This is a genomic window from Streptococcus sp. 2018WUSS126 (assembly GCF_044427425.1).
In the GTDB taxonomy this organism is placed as follows: Bacteria; Bacillota; Bacilli; order Lactobacillales; family Streptococcaceae; genus Streptococcus; species Streptococcus hashimotonensis.
This window is the reverse complement of sequence record NZ_JAOTGB010000014.1, coordinates 24,171-44,264: the sequence shown is the minus strand read 5'-3', so window position 1 is coordinate 44,264 and position 20,094 is coordinate 24,171. Positions and strand designations below refer to the sequence as shown.

At 41.1% G+C, this 20,094-nt stretch carries 21 protein-coding genes; 2 read left to right on the top strand and 19 right to left on the bottom strand.

Annotated elements, in window-relative coordinates:
- Window positions 1-86: 86 nt before the first annotated feature.
- The 9 genes from infB to ODU34_RS06510 all read right to left on the bottom strand — a co-directional run bounded on the left by infB (window position 87) and on the right by ODU34_RS06510 (window position 8,768).
- Window positions 87-2,909 (bottom strand): translation initiation factor IF-2, encoded by a 2,823-nt coding sequence (gene infB / locus ODU34_RS06550; protein ID WP_105179571.1) that lies wholly within the window; start codon window positions 2,907-2,909, stop codon window positions 87-89.
- 17 nt (window positions 2,910-2,926) lie between these two features.
- Complete coding sequence (locus ODU34_RS06545) at window positions 2,927-3,265, bottom strand: YlxQ-related RNA-binding protein (protein WP_043028741.1); 339 nt, start codon at window positions 3,263-3,265, stop codon at window positions 2,927-2,929.
- Entirely contained in the window at window positions 3,222-3,518 is a 297-nt protein-coding gene (rnpM, locus tag ODU34_RS06540) for an RNase P modulator RnpM (RefSeq protein ID WP_024389460.1), read from the bottom strand. The genes ODU34_RS06545 and rnpM overlap by 44 nt, the downstream gene beginning before the upstream one ends.
- A gap of 16 nt (window positions 3,519-3,534) precedes the next feature.
- Window positions 3,535-4,677, bottom strand: a complete 1,143-nt coding sequence (gene nusA / locus ODU34_RS06535) for a transcription termination factor NusA (RefSeq protein WP_014638606.1) — start codon at window positions 4,675-4,677, stop codon at window positions 3,535-3,537.
- A 72-nt stretch (window positions 4,678-4,749) separates the two neighbouring features.
- On the bottom strand, window positions 4,750-5,220 hold the full coding sequence (rimP, locus tag ODU34_RS06530; RefSeq protein WP_002942369.1) for a ribosome maturation factor RimP: 471 nt from the start codon (window positions 5,218-5,220) through the stop codon (window positions 4,750-4,752).
- Between the two features lie 297 nt (window positions 5,221-5,517).
- Window positions 5,518-6,156, bottom strand: coding sequence for a tRNA (guanosine(46)-N7)-methyltransferase TrmB (gene trmB / locus ODU34_RS06525; protein ID WP_002939002.1), 639 nt, complete (start codon window positions 6,154-6,156; stop codon window positions 5,518-5,520).
- Entirely contained in the window at window positions 6,153-6,947 is a 795-nt protein-coding gene (ccrZ, locus tag ODU34_RS06520; protein ID WP_002942360.1) for a cell cycle regulator CcrZ, read from the bottom strand. The genes trmB and ccrZ overlap by 4 nt, the downstream gene beginning before the upstream one ends.
- Window positions 6,948-6,996: 49 nt before the next feature.
- Complete coding sequence (locus tag ODU34_RS06515; protein WP_105178792.1) at window positions 6,997-8,037, bottom strand: ABC transporter permease; 1,041 nt, start codon at window positions 8,035-8,037, stop codon at window positions 6,997-6,999.
- Window positions 8,034-8,768 carry an ABC transporter ATP-binding protein gene (locus ODU34_RS06510; protein WP_002942356.1) on the bottom strand — a complete coding sequence of 245 codons (735 nt, stop codon included), beginning with the start codon at window positions 8,766-8,768 and terminating at the stop codon, window positions 8,034-8,036. Before ODU34_RS06510 ends, ODU34_RS06515 begins: the two co-directional genes overlap by 4 nt.
- Window positions 8,769-8,831: 63 nt before the next feature.
- Here ODU34_RS06510 and ODU34_RS06505 point away from each other — a divergent pair, with 63 nt between their 5' ends.
- A complete protein-coding gene (locus ODU34_RS06505; RefSeq protein ID WP_029171023.1) occupies window positions 8,832-9,245 on the top strand; it encodes an HIT family protein in 414 nt (137 codons plus the stop codon).
- A gap of 1 nt (window position 9,246) precedes the next feature.
- Window positions 9,247-9,549 carry a hypothetical protein gene (locus ODU34_RS06500; RefSeq protein WP_024395377.1) on the top strand — a complete coding sequence of 101 codons (303 nt, stop codon included), beginning with the start codon at window positions 9,247-9,249 and terminating at the stop codon, window positions 9,547-9,549.
- Window positions 9,550-9,661: 112 nt separating this feature from the next.
- Here ODU34_RS06500 and ODU34_RS06495 read toward each other — a convergent pair whose 3' ends face one another.
- The 10 genes from ODU34_RS06495 to ODU34_RS06450 form a co-directional block, all read right to left on the bottom strand.
- The gene (locus tag ODU34_RS06495; protein ID WP_105178793.1) at window positions 9,662-10,855 is read right to left on the bottom strand and encodes an LCP family protein; all 1,194 of its coding nucleotides are present in this window, start codon (window positions 10,853-10,855) and stop codon (window positions 9,662-9,664) included.
- On the bottom strand, window positions 10,852-11,379 hold the full coding sequence (locus ODU34_RS06490) for a GNAT family N-acetyltransferase (protein ID WP_105178794.1): 528 nt from the start codon (window positions 11,377-11,379) through the stop codon (window positions 10,852-10,854). The genes ODU34_RS06495 and ODU34_RS06490 overlap by 4 nt, the downstream gene beginning before the upstream one ends.
- Window positions 11,372-11,812 (bottom strand): tRNA (adenosine(37)-N6)-threonylcarbamoyltransferase complex ATPase subunit type 1 TsaE, encoded by a 441-nt coding sequence (tsaE, locus tag ODU34_RS06485; RefSeq protein ID WP_024376437.1) that lies wholly within the window; start codon window positions 11,810-11,812, stop codon window positions 11,372-11,374. Before tsaE ends, ODU34_RS06490 begins: the two co-directional genes overlap by 8 nt.
- Before the next feature lie 100 nt (window positions 11,813-11,912).
- On the bottom strand, window positions 11,913-13,577 hold the full coding sequence (locus tag ODU34_RS06480) for a DAK2 domain-containing protein (protein ID WP_105178795.1): 1,665 nt from the start codon (window positions 13,575-13,577) through the stop codon (window positions 11,913-11,915).
- A 2-nt stretch (window positions 13,578-13,579) separates the two neighbouring features.
- Complete coding sequence (locus ODU34_RS06475; protein ID WP_002939192.1) at window positions 13,580-13,945, bottom strand: Asp23/Gls24 family envelope stress response protein; 366 nt, start codon at window positions 13,943-13,945, stop codon at window positions 13,580-13,582.
- A gap of 121 nt (window positions 13,946-14,066) precedes the next feature.
- Window positions 14,067-14,969 carry an ABC transporter permease gene (locus tag ODU34_RS06470; RefSeq protein WP_024394948.1) on the bottom strand — a complete coding sequence of 301 codons (903 nt, stop codon included), beginning with the start codon at window positions 14,967-14,969 and terminating at the stop codon, window positions 14,067-14,069.
- Window positions 14,970-14,982: 13 nt separating this feature from the next.
- On the bottom strand, window positions 14,983-15,939 hold the full coding sequence (opp4B, locus tag ODU34_RS06465) for an oligopeptide ABC transporter permease (RefSeq protein WP_002938143.1): 957 nt from the start codon (window positions 15,937-15,939) through the stop codon (window positions 14,983-14,985).
- Between the two features lies 1 nt (window position 15,940).
- Window positions 15,941-16,882 (bottom strand): ATP-binding cassette domain-containing protein, encoded by a 942-nt coding sequence (locus ODU34_RS06460; RefSeq protein ID WP_002938145.1) that lies wholly within the window; start codon window positions 16,880-16,882, stop codon window positions 15,941-15,943.
- Between the two features lie 2 nt (window positions 16,883-16,884).
- Window positions 16,885-17,883 carry an ABC transporter ATP-binding protein gene (locus tag ODU34_RS06455; protein ID WP_105178796.1) on the bottom strand — a complete coding sequence of 333 codons (999 nt, stop codon included), beginning with the start codon at window positions 17,881-17,883 and terminating at the stop codon, window positions 16,885-16,887.
- Window positions 17,884-18,259: 376 nt separating this feature from the next.
- Complete coding sequence (locus ODU34_RS06450) at window positions 18,260-20,050, bottom strand: oligopeptide ABC transporter substrate-binding protein (RefSeq protein WP_105178797.1); 1,791 nt, start codon at window positions 20,048-20,050, stop codon at window positions 18,260-18,262.
- Between the last annotated feature and the right edge of the window lie 44 nt (window positions 20,051-20,094).

Sequence of the window (20,094 nt, the reverse complement as noted above, 5' to 3'; positions counted from 1 at the left end):
CTATTGCTTTAAAATCTACTAAAATCTATTAAATTATCACTTCCTCGACAAAATCACTTGTCTATGATTCTGACAATGAGAAAATATTATTTTTTGATTTCTTCCATGATGTAAGCTTCAATGGTATCATCAACTTTCAAGTCGTTGTAGTTCTCAATCATCAAACCACCCTCTTGGGCATTACCAACTTCTTTCACGTCATCTTTATAGCGTTTCAAACTAGCTAGTTTGCCATCAAATACTACAACACCATCACGGATAACTCGAACACTTGAATCACGGGTAACTTTACCACGAACAACCATGAAACCACCGATCGTTCCAACTTTGGATACCTTGAAGGTTTCACGAATGATTGCCTCACCAATGATTTTTTCTTCATATTCTGGGTCAAGCATACCTTTCATGGCGTCTTCCATCTCTTCGATAACCTTGTAAATGATGCTGTGAAGACGTACTTCAACATCATCTGCTTCAGCTTGGTTACGTGCTTCAGCTGTTGGACGAACGTTGAAACCAATCACAAGAGCATTTGAAGCTTCCGCAAGAGTAATATCTGATTCGTTGATAGCTCCGACTGCAGAGTGGACGATATTGACACGTACTCCCTCTACTTCAATCTTTTGAAGCGATGATGCAAGTGCTTCAACTGAACCTTGTACGTCGGCCTTGATAATCACATTAACTGACTTAACCTCACCTGCTTTAAGGGTATCAAAGAGGTTTTCAAGACTAACTCGTTGCGTTGCTTGACGCTGTTTAAGAAGAGCACGTTTAGCACGTTCTTCACCTGCTGCACGAGCTGATTTCTCATCCTCGTAAACTGCAAAGTGATCGCCTGCCATAGGAGCTTCGTTCAAACCAGTAATAGATACCGGTGTAGATGGACCAGCAGTTTTAACACGACGACCAAGGTCGTTTGTCATGGCACGAACACGTCCGAAGGTATTTCCGACAACGATTGGGTCTTGAACATTAAGTGTCCCTTGTTGAACGAGGAGGGTTGCAACCGCACCTTTCCCTTTATCCAAATGCGCTTCGATAACTGTACCAATCGCACGAACAGTTGGGTCTGCCTTCAGTTCTTGAATTTCAGCAACCAAAAGAACAGTTTCCAACAATTCATCAATGTTTTGGTTAAACTTAGCTGAGATTTCTACAAATTCAGATTCTCCACCCCAAGCGGTTGAGATAACACCGTGCTCAGCCAATTCACCGATGACACGCTCTGGGTTTGCACCTGGCTTGTCAATCTTGTTGATAGCTACAATGATTGGCACATTAGCTGCTCTTGAGTGGTTGATAGCCTCAATTGTTTGTGGCATGACACCATCATCTGCTGCAACGACTAGGATGGTCAAGTCGGTAACAGATGCTCCACGTGCACGCATAGAAGTAAAGGCCGCGTGTCCTGGAGTATCCAAGAAGGTAATTTTCTTACCAGCTTCCTCAATTTGGTAGGCACCGATATGCTGTGTGATACCACCAGCTTCTCCAGTAGCAACACGAGAATTACGTAGGGTATCCAACAAGGTTGTTTTACCATGGTCAACGTGTCCCATGATAGTCACAACAGGTGGGCGTTCTGTCATCTCTTCTTCATTGAGGTAGCCCTCTTCTACGAAGAAACGCTCAATATCTGCGTTATCGACCTCTACCTTTTCTTTCGCTTCAATACCATAATCAACCATGAGGAGTTCGATAGTATCTCCATCCAAAGATTGGTTTTGAGTCGCCATAACTCCCATAAGGAAGAGTTTTTTCACAATTTCAGCAGGTTCGCGTTTAATCCGTTTTGCAATTTCTGCGACGGTCATGCCAGCAGTATATTCAAATTCAGTTGGCAATTCGTGGAACTTGCGTTCTGTGACAGGTTTGGCAGGTTGGTTAGCCTTGCCTTTTTTATTTTTCTTGTTGTTATTCCAGTTACTTGTTCTTTGATTTCTCACTTGATTTTGACTATTTCGATTTCTTTGTTGTTTCCGTGGACCATCTTCTTCGTCACTATTAAAGTCACGTTTTTTATCTGGTCGAGCTTGTTTCTTACGACGGGTATCTACAGTAGTTTCTGCAACTTGCTCTGGTACCGATGCAACAGGTGCAGGCTTCACAAATGGTTTGCTTTCCACAACCGGTTCTTCAAACTTAATTTCTTTTGGCTTCTTAGGTTGCTTTTTAGCTTCCTGAGCCTGACGAAAACGTTCTTCACTGGTACGAGCATACTCCGCATTTTGTTCTGCTTTCAAAGCAGCAGCACGCGCTTTGAAGTCAATTTTAGGTCCTGCTGGTTTTGCAGCCTCTCTTTGTTCAAAGCGAGCTGACTGACCTGGACGGTTGTCCTGACGACGGCTGGCACGATTATCGCGTCGTTCACCAAATCGGTTGTCTTTCCGCTCTTCTGGACGCTGGTCACGACGATTGTCGCGGCGATCATTTCGCTCATTGTTTGAACGTCCCTGACCTTGTTGACGGTTATCACGACGGTCCTGACCAGATTTAGTTTGACCACCTTTTCCTTGCCCCTGAGCTCGCTTAGCAGCCTGCTCTTTGGCACGTGCTTCACGTTCTGCCTTAAAGTTTCGACTCTGTGGACGATGTGGAGCTGATTGTACTGTAGCTGTCGCAACTTCTTCTTTTACTACTGGCTGTGTTTCCTTAGCTTTTTCTAGCTTAGCTGTTTCCACCTTTGGAGTTTCATCAACCTTCTCAGGCTTGCTAACTTTTGTCGCAACTTTAGTTGCCTCTGATTTTTGTCCACCAAAGCTTTCTGCAAGGCGTTTAGCACTTGCTTCATCTACGCTTGAAGCATGGCTTTTGACTTCAAAGCCCAATTCTTGAGCCTTAGCAACAACTTCCTTACTGCTTACGCCTAATTCACGGGCTATTTCATTCAATCTCTTCTTAGACAATGCCTTGTCCTCCTGTTCTATTCCATAATAGACCTCATCTTCTTTGTAAATCCAGCGTCTGTCACTGCAAGAACTTTTCTAGCCTTGCCGACAGCTGCACTCAATTCCAGTGTTGAAAACACTGTTACAACTTCTACTTGATAGGTATGACTTTTATCTGTTACTTTTTTACTTAAATTTCCAGCAGCATCTTCGGCTAAAAACACCAACTTTGCCTGCCCTTTTTGAATAGCTTCAACAACCAGGTCCTCACCAGAAACCAGGCGACCAGCTCGCTGGGCCAAACCTAATAAATTTAAGATTTTCTGTCTCTTATTCGAGTCCAAGTTCTCTCCTCTTGATCTTATGATCAACATAGGCAATTAATTCATCGTAAAATTCTTCGGTCACTTCCATACTAAAGGAACGATCGAAGACACGACGTTTCTTAGCTTGGCTTGCCTCATCATTATCAAGCTTGATGTAAGCCCCACGACCATTTGCCTTGCCTGTTGGATCGATAAATACTTGACCTTCTTTATTTTTTACAATACGGAGCAAATCCCGTTTGTCGATGATTTCACCGGACACCACAGACTTGCGCAAGGGTATTTTTCTAGCTTTTGCCATGGTTGCTCCTTTTGCCTTATTCTTGTTCTTCTTCGACTTCTTCTACAACTTCGTCTGTTGCATATTGAGTTGCTTCAAAAGCTTCATACTCCGATGCTGACTTGATGTCGATACGGAATCCTGTCAAATGCGCTGCCAAACGAACGTTTTGACCACGACGACCAATTGCCAATGACAACTTATCATCTGGTACAACGACTGTAGCATGTTTCCCATCTTCCGTGTCAAACAATACTTGGTCAACTTCAGCAGGTGCAAGGGCATTGTAGATAAATTCCGCTTCATCAGCTACCCACTCGATAACGTCAATATTTTCCTCAGTAGGAATCATACGGTCATTCTTAGCATCGTAACGAGCTGGATGGAATTTGCTAGTGATTTTCTTGATATTTGAACCACCACGACCAACGATCGTACCGATGGCATCCACGTTTGGATTATGGCTACGAACAGCCACTTTCGTACGGTCTCCAGCTTCACGGGCAACACTCATGATTTCAACTGTTCCATCGTATACTTCTGGAATTTCCTGTTCCATGAGACGTTTAATCATTTCTGGATGGCTACGGCTAACAAATACGTTAACCCCACGACCATTGTCTTCTACCTTGTAGACATAGACTTCGATGCGATCATGAGATTGGAAAACCTCACCAGGAATTTGATCCTGTTTTGACAACTGTGCTTCAATCGTACCAAGGTTGACATAGATAAACCGATTATCAAAACGCTCTACCGTACCTGACATAATCTCATTTTCATGTTGCTTGTAGGTATTGAAGGTAATGGCACGCTTTTGTTTGCGCATCTTTTCCATGATGGTCTGTTTAGCTGATTGAGCAGCTACACGTCCAAATTCCGCTGGGTCTTCTTGGAATTTAATTTTGTCACCCATTTCATAAGCTGATGAAATAGCCAAGGCATCTTTTAGACTAATTTCTAGTCGGCTATCAAATACTTCATCTACTACTTCACGAACAGTAAATACATGGAAATCGCCTTTTTTCTCGTCAAATTCAATCACTGCTGATTCTGATTGACCATAACGGCGTTTATAAGCTGAACGAAGCGACTCTGTAACTGCATCAATGATATCCGCTTTGTTAATACCCATGTCTTCCTCTAAAATACGGAAGGCTTCTAGCATTTCTTTACTCATGTTGTTTTCCTTTTGCGCTCAAAAGGTCCTTTCTTAAAGTCTAATATCTTTTAAAATACTCATGAAAGAGCATTATAACTTAACAGCCAAACGGGCCTTAGCCACCGTCTGGTAAGGAATAGTCACTTCCTTCTTACGAGTTTTATCCATATATTCCATGATCAGGTCTGTTCCATCAAAGGAGAGCAAAGTTCCTTCGAAAACCTTGATTTTATCAATTGCCTGATAGAGCTTGACATGGATGTACTTTCCAACTGCCTTTTCAACAGCATCTGCCGTTTTTAAAGGACGTTCCAAACCTGGACTTGTTACCTCCAGCATGTATTGGTCTGGAAATGGGTCTGGTTTGATAGTGTCCAAAATCGGACTAATCTTTTCGGATAAATCTGCCGTATCTTGAAGGGAAATTCCACCCTCCTTATCGACAAAAATCGATAGGACATAGTCACCGCCCATTTTACCATATTCCACATCTACCAACTCGTAAGGAGTTTGAATAGCGGGGGTAATTGCTGCTGTGACCAATTCAATAATTGATGACATAAACACCTCCTACTTTTACAGTCGCTAGAAATACATTACTCAAATAGTTCGCACTATCCAGGACTCTCTATTTCCTTTGACAGTAAACTCCCTTGTACTATCATTCATTCTATATACAGAAATCCGTGTACAGGGAAAGGGTTGACTGACGCCAACCCCTTTTCTCATTATTCACTTCCATTATTCTATCATATCTATCCCTATTTGTAAAGGAAAACGATGGATTATAGTCATTTAGTTTATTCGACAAAGGAAAAAGGTCTCTGCTAGACCTCTTCTCATTTTCCACTAAGGGAATTATTGAAACTGTGCTTCCACACGATAGATGACCTGACCCTTGTTTGAGAATTTCTCCTCATACTCTGTCATAACGTTGCCTTCCAAACCATCAGCATGCAAATCTAGCCAAACTTGCTTCAAGACCATGCCATATTGAGAAAAACTAGCCAGGCTATACTCAAACAGACCACGATTATCTGTTTTGAAGTGGATTTCTCCTTTCTCAGGCAAGATTTCCTTGTAGGTATCCAAGAATGACTTGTAGGTCAAACGACGTTTCTCATGACGTTTCTTAGGCCATGGATCTGAAAAATTCAGATAAAGCTGATCTATTTCTGCCGGTGCAAAATAGTTGGTCAAACTCGAACCATCCACCTGCAATAATTTTATATTTGGCAAGCCAGCTTCAAGCACACGGTCCAAGGCATAGCTTAACACGGTCATCTGAATATCAATACCAATATAGTTAATATCTGGATTTTGCGCAGCCATACCAGTGACAAAGCGACCTTTACCAGAACCAACTTCTATGTGGATAGGATTATTGTTTCCAAAAATCTCTGCCCATTTCCCCTTACATTCCTCTGGATTGGAGATAACATACTGGGGATTGTTTGCTAGAAGCTCACTCGCTCCCTTACGATTTCTAACTCTCATACTTCCTTATAGAAACTCTGACGGAATTGCCGTAGAGCGTAAATTTCTTTATTTGCAGCCAAAACATTGTAGCTTTCTACATGCTTAGCAATTTGGTTTAGGTAGCCAAGCTGGCCATACCAATAAACCTTATTTAATACTGTGCTGTTATATTTGTAGCCATAAGCCCGAAGCCACTCTTCCCAGGACTGACGAGGAATATAATGCGTCAAAATATAGGCAACATCCAACATCCGATCCGTTACACAAGCGGTCTCCCAATCTGTCAAATACACCAAACCAGACGTCGTTTCTACCCAGTTACTATGATGCAAATCTCCGTGAACAAATGTTGCCACCTCTTGACGGAATCTTGGTAGATTATTCAATAAATCTTGGCAGATAGATTGCAGATAAGAATTCTGTCCCAATCTAGTTGGCGCCTCTTTTTGCCAACGATAAACCAAATCCTGAGGTTCCATATAGGTATAATTCATCTGCAAAGCCTGATTGAGCAAAATACGAGAATAGTGCATTCTCACCAGTATTTGACGAATCTGTTTACTAGTCATATCTTGACGCTCCAAGGTACGACCATTCAACCACTCCTGCTCTACACGATGCCCCATTCCTACTTCACGATTTGCTGACAAAACGGGTGGTGTAATTTGCTCACGCGCAAGAGCAGACACTATCGGAGGCATCTCATACTTCACAAAGACTGGCGTTCCGTCTGACCGTAGGCCTTTAAACGCTTTGCCACTATTTCCTGCAATAGACTGTAATTGTAGCCCACTGGTATCAAACTGCATGCCTTTCCTCCTTTAAAAATTCCCTACTATTTTACTAATTTTCGTCTATTTAGTCAATCAATTTTTTTAATTTTAGAGGCAAATATATTTCATGCAAGAAAATCCCCACGAGAAGTAAGATGACTACCATCGTATTCTCTTTAAAAAATAGCAGAGCAAAGCCCAATTCCACCAGTAATAGACTGTATAAAATCACTCTAAGCAAATTCTGAAGACCGATTTTCTTGGAATCTTTCTCCAAAGGATACAGTTGTGTTACATATTGATAATCATAATGCTTGTAAAGCCCCAACAACTGGAAGACAAGCAAATAATGAAAGACTAAAACTAGGCCGATGGATAACCACGATTCTTCGATGGCAAATAGGGACAAAATCGCCAACAACAGTAGACGTATCGTCAAGCCCAAGTAGTCTCCTGAACGCAAGAAAGCCCGTAAGTAGAGATAAAACCAAGTCTGTCTCGACTTGACAAGACGCAAGATTCCATTGAGATAGCTTCTCGGTTTAACAGTCGTGCTGATGCCTTTAACCGTCGTAAACAAGGCAAAGAAACGTAAAATAGACTGTTTCCTTTTTTGTTCATCTTGAATAGCCTTAGACCAGTCCAATACTCCCTGTGACTGATAAGCCGCTAATTGGCGCTTGACAAGAAGACATTTTAAAACCAACAAAGTAAGAAGACCAGCTACAATCATCCACACCGGTAAACCCAGTTTCAAATAGATTGGTAACAAAACAAGCTGAACCACCACCTGTATAGAGGACCAAAACAAGACCGTGCGTCTGGCTGCAACCTCGAGTCCTTGCAGAATGTCTTTTTCCTTGGTCAATAAGAAGATTTGATCAGCTTCTTCTAAATAAGTCGCAATTCTTCCGGACAATAGCACCAGTAGACTGATTGCAATAACCACCAAAACAATCGGCAACGGATTCTCAGGGAATGACAACAATAATTGACGGTATTGCAAACTCAAAAAGCCTAATAAAACCATGAGAACCAAAACAAAATGGTCATTCAGAACATAGCGCAGATACTTGGAACAACGATTTAAAAAATCTAGTCGGCGTTGTTGAAACAATTCTTTCATCCAGCCACTCCTTCTTGCGTCAAGGCCAGATAAATTTCGTTCAGACTTGCACCATCCATACCAAATGCGCTTTGTAGCTCCTCCAAATTTCCAGTTGCACGGACCTGACCCTGATGTAAAATCACAAAAGAGTCGCACATTTTCTCAGCTGAGTCAAGAACGTGAGTGGACATGAGAATGGAAGTGCCCTTAGATTTTTCTTCCTCCAAAAGAGCGATCAAGTCAGAGATAGCCACAGGGTCTAATCCCAGAAAAGGCTCATCAACAATCAGCAGACTCGGCTCCACCATAAAAGCACAAATAATCATGACCTTCTGCTTCATTCCCTTTGAAAAATTGACAGGAAACCAGTCCAATTTTTCATCCAAGCGAAACAGTTTTAACAAGTGCTCAACACGTCCCCAAGCTTGCTCCCAGGATAAATCATAGGCCATTGCTACCACTTCCAAGTGCTCTTTGAGGGTTAGTTCTTCATACAAACTTGGTGTTTCAGGGATAAAACCAATCTTCTTCCGATAATTTTCAGCCCCTTGTAGCAAAGTTAAGCCGTCAATTGCAATCTGTCCTTGATAAGGTGTCAAAAGACCGATAATTTCCTTAATAGTCGTTGATTTCCCTGCACCATTTAAACCAATTAGACCAACTAATTGACCATCCTCAACCGTAAAAGATACATCTTTCAAAACCGGGATATTGACATATCCTCCAGTTACATTTTTTACTTCTAACATACATTTTCTTCCTACAATTTGATATAATTATTATAACAAAAATCCCAGAAAGAGGTTGCCATTATGTCGGATTGTATTTTTTGCAAAATTATCTCTGGAGAAATACCAGCTTCAAAAGTCTACGAAGATGACCAAGTATTAGCCTTTTTAGACATCACTCAAGTCACAAAAGGACACACACTGGTTGTTCCTAAAAAACACTACCGAAACGTGCTTGACATGGATGAAGAAGCTGCAGCTACACTCTTTTCTGTTGTGCCAACCATCGCCCGTCAGTTAAAAGAAAAACTTGGCGCTAGCGGTCTAAACATCGTTAATAACAACGAGGAGGCCGCTGGGCAAACCGTCTTTCATACACACATCCATCTCTTACCACGCTTTAACAATCAAGATGGATTGAACATTCAATTTAAAGCCAACGACCCTGACTTCCCAGCCCTGGCTCAACTGGCACAAGAGCTCTATCTAGGAGAATAATATGAAACTTCGTAATATCATTTTAGCCGTAAGCGCCGCTACCGCCAGCTTCCTTGCAGTCACGCATCGGGATAAAATTGCTAAAGAAGTACAGGAAACCAAACAACTTCTATCAGATATTCAATTGAGCAAGGATAATATTCAGGAACAACTTGCTATTATCCAAAGTTTTCAAGAACCCTTGCAGGAAATGGCTTCTGACTTACAATATAAGACTCGAGTCTATCAGCAAAGCATTGCAGGAAACTTGGAAGAAATCCAACAGATTCTCAAAAAATACCAGAATGAGAATAGCACTCCCTAATATAGGGAATTTCCAAATATATAAAAATAGAGGTTGTAAATAACCTCTATTTTTATAGGCTTTTAGTACTCGCTCGTCAAAGTAATAAAAGAAAAACTAGATGACTACATTATTATTGTGACCCGTTTTCATCACCGAGTATTGGCTCTGTTGAAAAATCGGTTACCTGCTCTTCTGTTGTTACAGTCGTAGTAGCTGATGGATTCCCTATTTCTGGATCCAAGCGTTCCGCCCACGGACTTGCTTCTAGCAACAAGAGATTTGTATATACATCATAAACGTTGATTGGACTTGGTAATCCCACTTGTCCTTCGTAAACCTTCACGTTTGTGACTAAGTCGGTCTTTTCTTCTAAGCCTATAGATTTTTTCAAAATATTTTGCATTTCCAATAGGTGTTCGCTGGTTGGTAATTGATAATAGATTGCATCAACCATTTGATCCACACCGCGCAACTGATAGGAATTCAACTTGGAGACAGAGTCTTTGTACCCCAAGAGACTTGGAATTGTCGCAGGACTAATCTCAATGTTGGTTCGCATATTATTGGAAATGGCAGTCAGAATCTTCTTATACTGGGTAAAACCGTCTAACTGAAGGAGTTTTTTTATAATAGCCGTTATAACTTCACGTTGACGTCTCTGACGACCAATATCCCCCTCAGGATCATCATAGCGCATCCGAGCATAAACCAGCGCCTGATTTCCATTTACCAACTGTTTCCCCGGCTGAACGATAGAGGTGTAGGCAGGCTCATGTTCCGAAATGGATATAGGGAAGCCAAGAGTATTATTTACCTCAATACCTCCAACCGCATCAACAAGCTCAACCAGACCATCCATATTTATTTCGATATAGCGGTCAATATTAATATCCATCATCTTTTCGATCGTGGCAATGGCCATCGGTGCCTGTCCGTAGCTATAAGAATGATTTAGTTTTTCAACCGTTCCTGAAGATTCCCCGCTCGCTTCTGCGATTTCAACCATAATATCACGAGTCAAGCTCATCATATTGGTTTCCTTAGTCTTAGGATTGACGGTTACCAAAATCATCGAATCACTACGACCACCCTCCCAATCTCCTCCACGGGTCGCTTGGTCCATATCCACCCCCATCAGTAAGATAGTTAGGGGCTCTGTCGCATCAATCGGAGTGATTTTTTCTTCTCCATCCAATTGCTTAAATGTTTTCGAAATAGCATCCGTAGAAAAATTTAACAAGCTGGCTCCATATATTAAGCCGGCACCTAGTGTTAAACCAATAATAGCCAAAGACATTAAGAATATTTTTTTTCCAATTGTCATACTTCACCAATTAACTTGCCCATATAATAAAGATCAAGCCATTCTCCTTCATCTGTTCTAGCCCCACATACCTGGGTTCCTTCAATGTTAAATCCTAGTTTTTGGTATAAATGTACTGCCACCTGATTGCGAACCTGAACCGTTAATTCCAAACGCTTCAATACATCCATTTCCTCTGCCCAATGCAATACTTCCTCCAGTAAAATCGTCCCTAGACCGTGACCCCAATAGGCTTTTTTTACTGCAATAAAAATATTTCCGATATGGCTAATGCGAAACTGCTTAGAGGACTTAACAGAAATTGCGCCGACGACTTCCGAACCAACCTTAGCCAACAGGCACAATTCACGAGGATTTTCGATTCCTGCTTCGAAGATGGTCTCCATTTCATCAACACTAAATCGAAAACCAGTCTCATCCATGACCAGATAATCCGTTTCTCTAGCAACTTGATTCATAAAATCAATAAAAGCTACTGCATCAGCTGGTTCAGCTTCACTAAAATACACTTCTTTTTCAGACATTTTGGAACTCCTTCGCTAAATCGCTACTTTGAGCCCCATGAGATTCGACTGTCAATCGTCGACCATCTCCCTCTTTCTCTATACGAATGAGCAAATAGTCATCAAACAGACTGACATCCAGTAATTCTCCCCACTCGATAACCGTTAGACCACCTCCATAGAGAAAATCATCCAAATCAATCGAGTCAGGATCATCTCCAATTCGATAAACATCTAAGTGATAGAGTGGCATGGTCCCCTCATACTCTCGAACAATCGTATAAGTAGGACTCTTAATCATCTGTTCAATTTTTAAACCCTTGGCCAAACCCTTGGTCAGAGTTGTTTTCCCAGCACCCAAATCCCCTGATAATACTAGAACTTGATTTGGCTTACAGGCTTTTCCAATTCTCTCACCAATGGCAATCAATTCATTTTCATTTTGACTATACATGTCTTTAATTATACCATAGCCCCGGTAGTTTGTCATAGGTCTACTGGAAATTGTAGACAAGTCGACAGAAAAAATCGCAAGCCAGAGCCTGCGATTTTGTTTATTCTACGCTGAAAAGATATGGGTAGACTGGTTGATTTCCTTGATGGATTTCGACCTCGACATCTTCAAATTGTTCTTCTAGCTGTTCAGCAAGAGTTTGAGCCAATTCTTCATTACCATCTTCACCGATATAGATCGTCACGATTTCGCTATCTTCATCGAGCATTTTCTCAAATGTAGCGACAAGTGTTTCCATCATATCTGGATTAGAAACCACAATCTTGCCATCAACCATACCAAGGTTGTCATTCTCATGGATTTCAAGACCGTCAATGGTTGTATCACGGACCGCAGTTGTCACGCTACCACTTTTCACCTCTGCAAGCGATGCCGTCATCGCTTCAAAGTTGCTTTCCAAATCACGACTTGGATCAAAAGCAAGCAAGCTAGTAAAACCTTGTGGTAGGGTCTTGGTTTCCACAACCTTAACCGCAACTTCTGCAACCTCAGCAGCCGTCTGAGCCGCCATCAAGATGTTCTTATTGTTTGGCAACAAGATGACATTTCGGGCATTGACCAATTCAATAGCATTGACAAAATCTTCTGTTGATGGGTTCATAGTCTGACCACCTGAAATCACATAGTCAACGCCTTGTGATTTGAAAATTTCTGTCAAACCTTCCCCAGCAGCAACCGCAATAATAGCATACTCTTTTTGTTCAGTCGGTTTTTGGAAAGTTTCTTCTTTCTCAACCTGAGCTTCATGTTGCTCGCGCATATTGTCCACTTTTACCTTGACCAAGCTACCGTATTGAAGACCCGCTTGCATGACCAAACCTGGATCTTCTGTATGGACATGGACTTTAACGATTTCATCATCGTTGACCACAAGGAGGGAATCCCCAAGGTCGTTGAGGTAGTTACGGAATTCTTCATAATCAAAGTCCTTCACATAAGTAGGACCCTGGCGAAGAGCTACCATGATTTCTGTACAATAACCAAAGGTAATATCTTCAGTCGCTACATGACCTGCAACTGACTTGTGGTGCTCAGCATTGATCATTTCAGACATAACAGCAGGTGTCGCCTCAAAATCTTCTGAAGCAATATACTCGCCTGTCAAAGCTGACAAGAACCCTTCATAAATGTAAACAAGACCTTGTCCACCTGAATCGACAACACCAACTTCCTTCAAGACTGGAAGCATCTCTGGCGTTTTCTTAAGAGCACGATTAGCACCGTCAAGGGTGGCACGCATAACCTCAACCGCATCATCAGTCTCTTCTGCTTTTTTCAAAGCGGCAGTGGCTGCTCCACGCGAAACAGTAAGAATTGTACCTTCAACTGGCTTCATAACGGCTTTATAAGCCACTTCTACACCATGTTGAAAGGCTTGCGCCAAATCCTTACCGTCCAATTCAACCTTGCCTTTAACAGATTGACCAAAACCGCGGAACAATTGCGACGTAATAACACCTGAGTTTCCACGAGCTCCCATCAACAAGCCCTTAGAAAGAATTTGCGCAACTTCTCCAACAGTAGAAGCAGACTTATCTGCTACTTCTTTAGCACCATTGGTAATAGTCATCCCCATATTGGTACCAGTATCCCCATCTGGAACTGGGAAAACATTGAGTGAGTTCACATATTCGGCTTGTTTATTCAGACGAGTTGATGCTGCTTGCACCATTTCTTGAAATAAACTAGTTGTAATTTTAGACACAATTATTCTCCTACGACTTTGATATTTTGGATAAAGACATTGACGGCATCTACAGAGATACCTAGTTGATTTTCCAAGTTGAACTTAACGCGTTCTTGGATATTGCGAGATACTTCACTGATTTTTACACCGTAGCTCATCACAGTATAAACATCGACTGCAATGCGACCATCTTCCAAGGTCTTGATAACAACACCTTTAGAATAATTTTCTTTTCTCAAAAGTGCTTGAAAATTATCCTTGATCGCAGACTTACTAGCCATCCCAACAACACCGAAAATCTCAGTCGTAGCACCGCCAACAACTGTGGCAATCACGTCATCAGTCAATTCGATTTGGCCGTCTTTAGTATTGATTTTAACAGTCATAATTCGTTACCTCAAATAGTTTTATCACTCCATTTTACCACATTTTCTGCTTTCTGTAAAAAACAAGCTTGTTACATCGGATTTTACAAAAAAAGAGCTCCAAAAGGAACCCTTTTCACAATTAACCTAAACGCTGCTTAGCATCTGCTGCACGTTGGAAAGCTTGTCCGACATAGTTGATACAGAGCATCATCACAAGGATGAAGATGGCTGCTGGCAACCAAATCCATGTCTTGTTTTCCAAAATATCTGCATTGCGGGCATTGGCAATCAAGGTACCCAAACTTGGTACTGTCGATGGTAGACCGAAACCAAGATAAGTCAACGAAGTCTCGATACCGATATTTCCCGCAAAGTTCAAGGTCAAGTTAACGATAATCAATGAACTTAAGTTTGGTAAAATTTCACGGAACATAATCATGAAGTCGCTTGTTCCCAATGTTTTTGATGCATTGACATAATCCAAGCTTGCCTCTGACAAAGTCCTTGTACGGAATAGACGAGCCTTGGCCGTCCAATAAAAGGCACTCATGATGAGAATGAAGTGATAGATCGTATAGTTCTTGATAACTGTCACGAAAACAATGATCAACATTGTTACCGGCAAAATCATGATGAAATCGACAATACGCATCAAGAATCCGTCCAAACGACCACCGTAATAACCAGAAATCAAACCGATAGAGATACCAACGATACTAGTAATAATCGTAATGGTAAAACCGATAATGATTGAGTTACGAGCACCGATAATCAGCTGACCAAAGATATCTTTACCACCTTCATCTGTCCCCAAGATATAGCCGTTAACACCTGGTTCCAAGTAACGTCCCAAAAGGTTGACTTTCATAACTTGTTCTTGATTCAACAGAAGTGCACCGATAAAGACTGCTAAGAGAACCGTCACTAAGATAATTAATGAGGTCAATGCAAGTCGATCTTTCATAAACTCCCGCGCGATGACACGGAAGCCACCTGGAGGAGTTGAAGCAGATTGTACTTGTTTTTTATTTTCTTTACTCACCTTACTCCTCCTTCTATTTCACACGGATACGTGGATCCACGATACTCATGATAATATCTGAAATCAATGTCCCCAACAAAGTACCCATACCAAATACCAACAATAAAGCTAAGATAACACTATAGTCACGACTAGAAATAGAGTTAAAGAATAACTGACCGATACCTGGGTAAGTGAAAATATTTTCAATAAAGATAGAACCACCAATTAATCCTGTCAATTCATAACCCAAGAAAGATGCGATCGGTAAAATCGAATTACGGAAAATATGACGGTTATAAACAACTCTCTCAGGAACACCTTTGGCACGAGCTGTACGAACATAGTCCTGGCTCTTAGCATCAATAATCCCCGTACGGAGATATTGAATAGTAACTGTTGTTGACAAAATCGCCATTGTAATCGCTGGCAGAATCATATGGTGTAAACGACTGAGAGTCGCTGCAAATCCTTCCACACCACCGCTAATCGAACCGCGCGTCGGGAACCAGCCCAAACTAAAGCCAAACATCCAGAGCATGAGGATGGCAAAAACGAAAGTTGGAGTTGAAAATGTCAAGAAGTTATACACGCCAATGATTTTATCTGCAAGTGAGTTTTGATAACGACCTGCAATCATACCCAATGGAAGTGCAATCAAATAAGTCAATACCATCGTCAAGAGGGATAATCCAATTGTATTATTCAAACGCTGCATGATGACATCAACAACTGGTTGTTTAAAAATAACACTCTGACCAAAATCTCCTTGCAAAAGATTGCCTACCCAACGGAAATACTGAACAGGGATTGGGTCATAATAACCTGCCGCAATCCGTTTTTGTTCAATGATTGCTGGATCAATATTTGGGTCAATCAATCCTGTAAAGGGATCCCCCGGCATCATCTTCGCAACAAAGAACGCAATGACACTCAAAATAATAATCTGCGGAATCATCATGAGTAAACGACGTAATACTGTTTTCCACATCTTAGTTCTGACCTCCTTCTGGAAGGGCTACTTGATGAGTTTCTGAGAAGGATCTCAAATCGTACACACGACCGTTTTCATCATAGTATTGACCTTGCATTTCTTGATATTCTTTTTCAGCAGCCAAACGCTTTTCTTTATTCTTCAATCGATTGAGTGGGTCAATCGTTGGAATAGCTGACAACAAACGTTTAGTATAAATGTGTTGTGGATTATTATAAATATCGTTCTTATTTCCTGTTTCTACGAAACGTCCGCGATACATGATGAACAATTCATCACACATGTGTTGCACAACACCGAGGTCATGGGAAATAAAGAGATAGCTGAGCTTAAACTCATCTTGGATACGTTTCATATAATTCAAGACCTGTGCCTGCACAGACAAATCCAAGGCAGAAACCGGCTCGTCTGCAATAATCAAACGAGGGTTACTAGCCAAGGCACGAGCAACACCGATACGTTGGCGCTGACCACCTGAGAATTCGTGAGGATATTTAATCAGAGCTTCTTCATTTAGACCGATTGTATCCAAGAGTTGAAGAACTTTTTTCTTTTCTTCATCTGGAGATAAACGGTCAAAGTTACGAATTGGTTCTGCAATGATGTCCAAGATACGTTTTTTCGGGTTGAAACTTGAAAGAGAATCTTGGAAAATCATTTGAACATCACGATTAAAGTTTCCTTTTTTACCACGTGATTTGTTGGTTACATTTTGTCCCTCATAGATAATCTGACCAGAAGTGGCACGCTCTAAACCGATAATTGCCTTACCAATGGTTGATTTCCCAGAACCTGACTCACCTACCAAACCATAGGTTTTTCCTTCTTCAAACTCAATATTAACGCCATCGACAGCATAGACATGATCCGTCACACGGTTAAAGAAGCCACTACGAATTGGATAATGGACTTTTAAATCTTTTACTTCAATAAATCCCACTATTAGGCCTCCCCTTCAAAATAGAATGTCTCATGGCAGGTACAACGAACAAAGTGATTTGGACCTACCTCTTGCATGCTCGGATTCTCTTCATGAGCCTCTGCTCCAATCCACGGAATACGTGGAGCAAAACGGCAACCCTTACGAACCATTTTTGTAATCGGAGGCACAATACCTTCAATAACATGAAGATCGCCTCCTTCGCTACCTGATTGAGGATTTGACTTCAAGAGCGAACGTGTATATGGATGTTTTGGATTGGTAAAGAGTTCTTCTACTGGTGCCACTTCAACAAACTGGCCACCGTACATGACAGCCACACGATCAGCAGTTTCTGCAACCACTCCCAAGTCATGGGTAATCAAAATAATACCCGAACCTGTCTCCGCTTGAATATCATTTAAGAGATCCAAGATTTGTGCTTGAATTGTAACATCCAAGGCCGTTGTAGGTTCGTCCGCAATAATAATTGGCGGTTTACAAGACAAGGCCATCGCAATAATGATACGCTGACGCATACCACCTGAAAGCTCATGTGGATACTGTTTAAATGTCCGCTTAGGATTTGGAATACCTACCTGAGCCAAGAGTTCCAAAACTCGCTCTGTACGAGCATTGGCATCCAAATCAGTGTGATAGAACAGCGCCTCATCAATCTGTGCACCAATCGTCATCAATGGATTCAGAGAAGCCAAGGGATCTTGGAAAATCATACCAATATCATTACCACGTACCGTATTGTACTTGGCTTCATCCATGCCAATCAATTCCATATCGTTGTACTGGATGCTTCCTGTGATTTTGGTATTCAACGGGTTATGCAAGCCCATAATGGTCGTTGCCAAAGTTGATTTACCACAACCAGATTCCCCTACAATTGCCAAAATTTCATTTTTTTGCAATGAGATGTCAACACCGTCAACAGCGTCAAAATAATCATCTCCAATACGGAAACCGACGTGTAAATCTTTAATGTCTAAAAGCGGTTTTTCGGTAGCCACGCTTTTTCCTCCTTTATGTGCCAGCTAATCAAGCTCAATCAATTCAATAGCCTTACGATTATCAAGTTCATATAACGTTTGATTAACTGACTTTATATAACTACTCTAGAATAACACATTTCTACCAAATTATCGTTTGATAGCGATTACCCAGAAGTAAAAAATGTACCTATATCCAATCATAAATCAAGACCATCCCTATCACTGTCTCAATTAGGAATTGAGTAGGTTAATGTTCTTCATCTTGAGTTTTTGTTAGTAGGGACTCATTTTTGTGTACTGAATCTACTATACCACAATTATCTGAAAATTCCAATAGCAATCTGAAAAAAGCCAATCAAATTGGCTTTTTCAGATTTTATTGTCTTCTAACAAATTATTCTGCCACTACACCTTTATCAGCAGTAAGTTCGATATTCTCAAGAGCGATACCTTTACCTGAAGCTGAACCGTAGTTAGTGTCATAGTTTTTCACGCGTTTGTTAAGCGCAGTAATTGACTCAGACTCAAATGTTGGAATGGCAAATGCTTGCTCGTGAGCATATTTTTGCCAAGCCTTATAGTTCTCAACATTTTTCTTATCGTCAAATGATTCTGTTGAGCTAATTGCTTCCAACAACTTAGTATTTTCATCAGACACGAAACGTGACATGTTGAAGGCAGCGATAGGTCCCCATAGACCACTTGGGTTTGGATCGTAACCTGTTGACCATCCACCAGCATACATATCAATAGCAGCATCATTAGCCTGAACTGAGTTATAGAACGACTTCCCTTCAACTGTACGTCCTGTGTAAAGTTCGACATTCAAGCCAACTTCTTTCCACCAAGCAATGTATTGTTGTACAAGCGCTTCGTTAGCTTCAGTACGTTTACGAGCCGCAAAGGTAATCTTGAATGCCTTACCATCTTTGCCTTCACGGATACCATCACCATCTACATCTTTGTAGCCAGCTTCATCCAAAAGCTTGTTCGCTTTTTCAGGATTGTATGAATAGCCTTCCAACTCTGAATCATGAATATCGCCGAAGAATGAGATAATCAATGATTTTGCAGGGTGGTAAAGACCATTGTACAATGACTCACCAGCTGTCTTAGTATCAATCGCATAGGCAATCGCTTGACGAAGTTTCACATCATTCATCTTGGCATTTTCATCCATAACGTTCTTACCAGCTGCTTCGTCATATTTACCAAAATTAAATGAGATATACTCATAAGACGACTCTAACTGACCAACGATATTCAAGTTAGAAGCATCCTTATATGAATCTAACTGATCAACCGGCATTTCTGCGATATCATAATTCCCCGCTTTCATTTCAGAAACAATAGTATCAGGAGATACGATGTCAATCTTCAATGAGCTTGTTTTTGGTTTCGTACCCTTGAAGAAGTATTCGTTTGGTACGTAAGTGATAGACTCACCATTGACGATTTCCTTAATCTTCCACGGCCCCATACCAACAAGCTTCGCAGTACGTGAGTATTCGCTCTTTTCCCAGTCTGCAACAGGGATGTCTTTATAGATGTGTTCTGGTTGGATATAGGCTGGGACATCACCACCTGCATACATCATTGAAGGTGACATTTCTTTTACAGTCAATTCTACTGTATAGTCATCAACTTTCTTAATACCAGAGATGTCTGATGCTTTTCCATCAACAAATTCTTGCATACCTTCAATGTTCAAGAATTTATCATCAAAACGAATACCTGTATAGTCTTTGCTTGCCATTGACTTAATTGTAAAGATATAGTCGTTGATTGTGAATGGCTCACCATCTGACCACTTGTAATCCTTACCAGTCAAGCTGACTGTGATTTTCTTGCCTTTTACATCAAATTCAGCCTTGGCAAGACCTGAGTCGTCCAACTTACGTTCTCCGTCGTAACCGAACATTGAAATATCAACCATACCACCAAATGTTGAATCAGTAGTATTCTCAGTCAACTCGTCAATTAAAAGACCTGATGAAGTTGTAGGAGATACCCAAGCATATTTCAATTGAGCATCTGCGACTGCTGTTCCATCTTGTTTTACTTCAGCTGGGAATGACAATTCCTGTTTTGCTGCACCTGATTGTTTTGAACCACATGCTGCAAGAACAGATGCTGAAAGGAGAGTCACACCTGCAAGTGCAAAAAGTTTCGTTGTCTTTTTCATAAAACACCTCTGTTTTCTTTTTGTTTGACACTTATTACTATGTC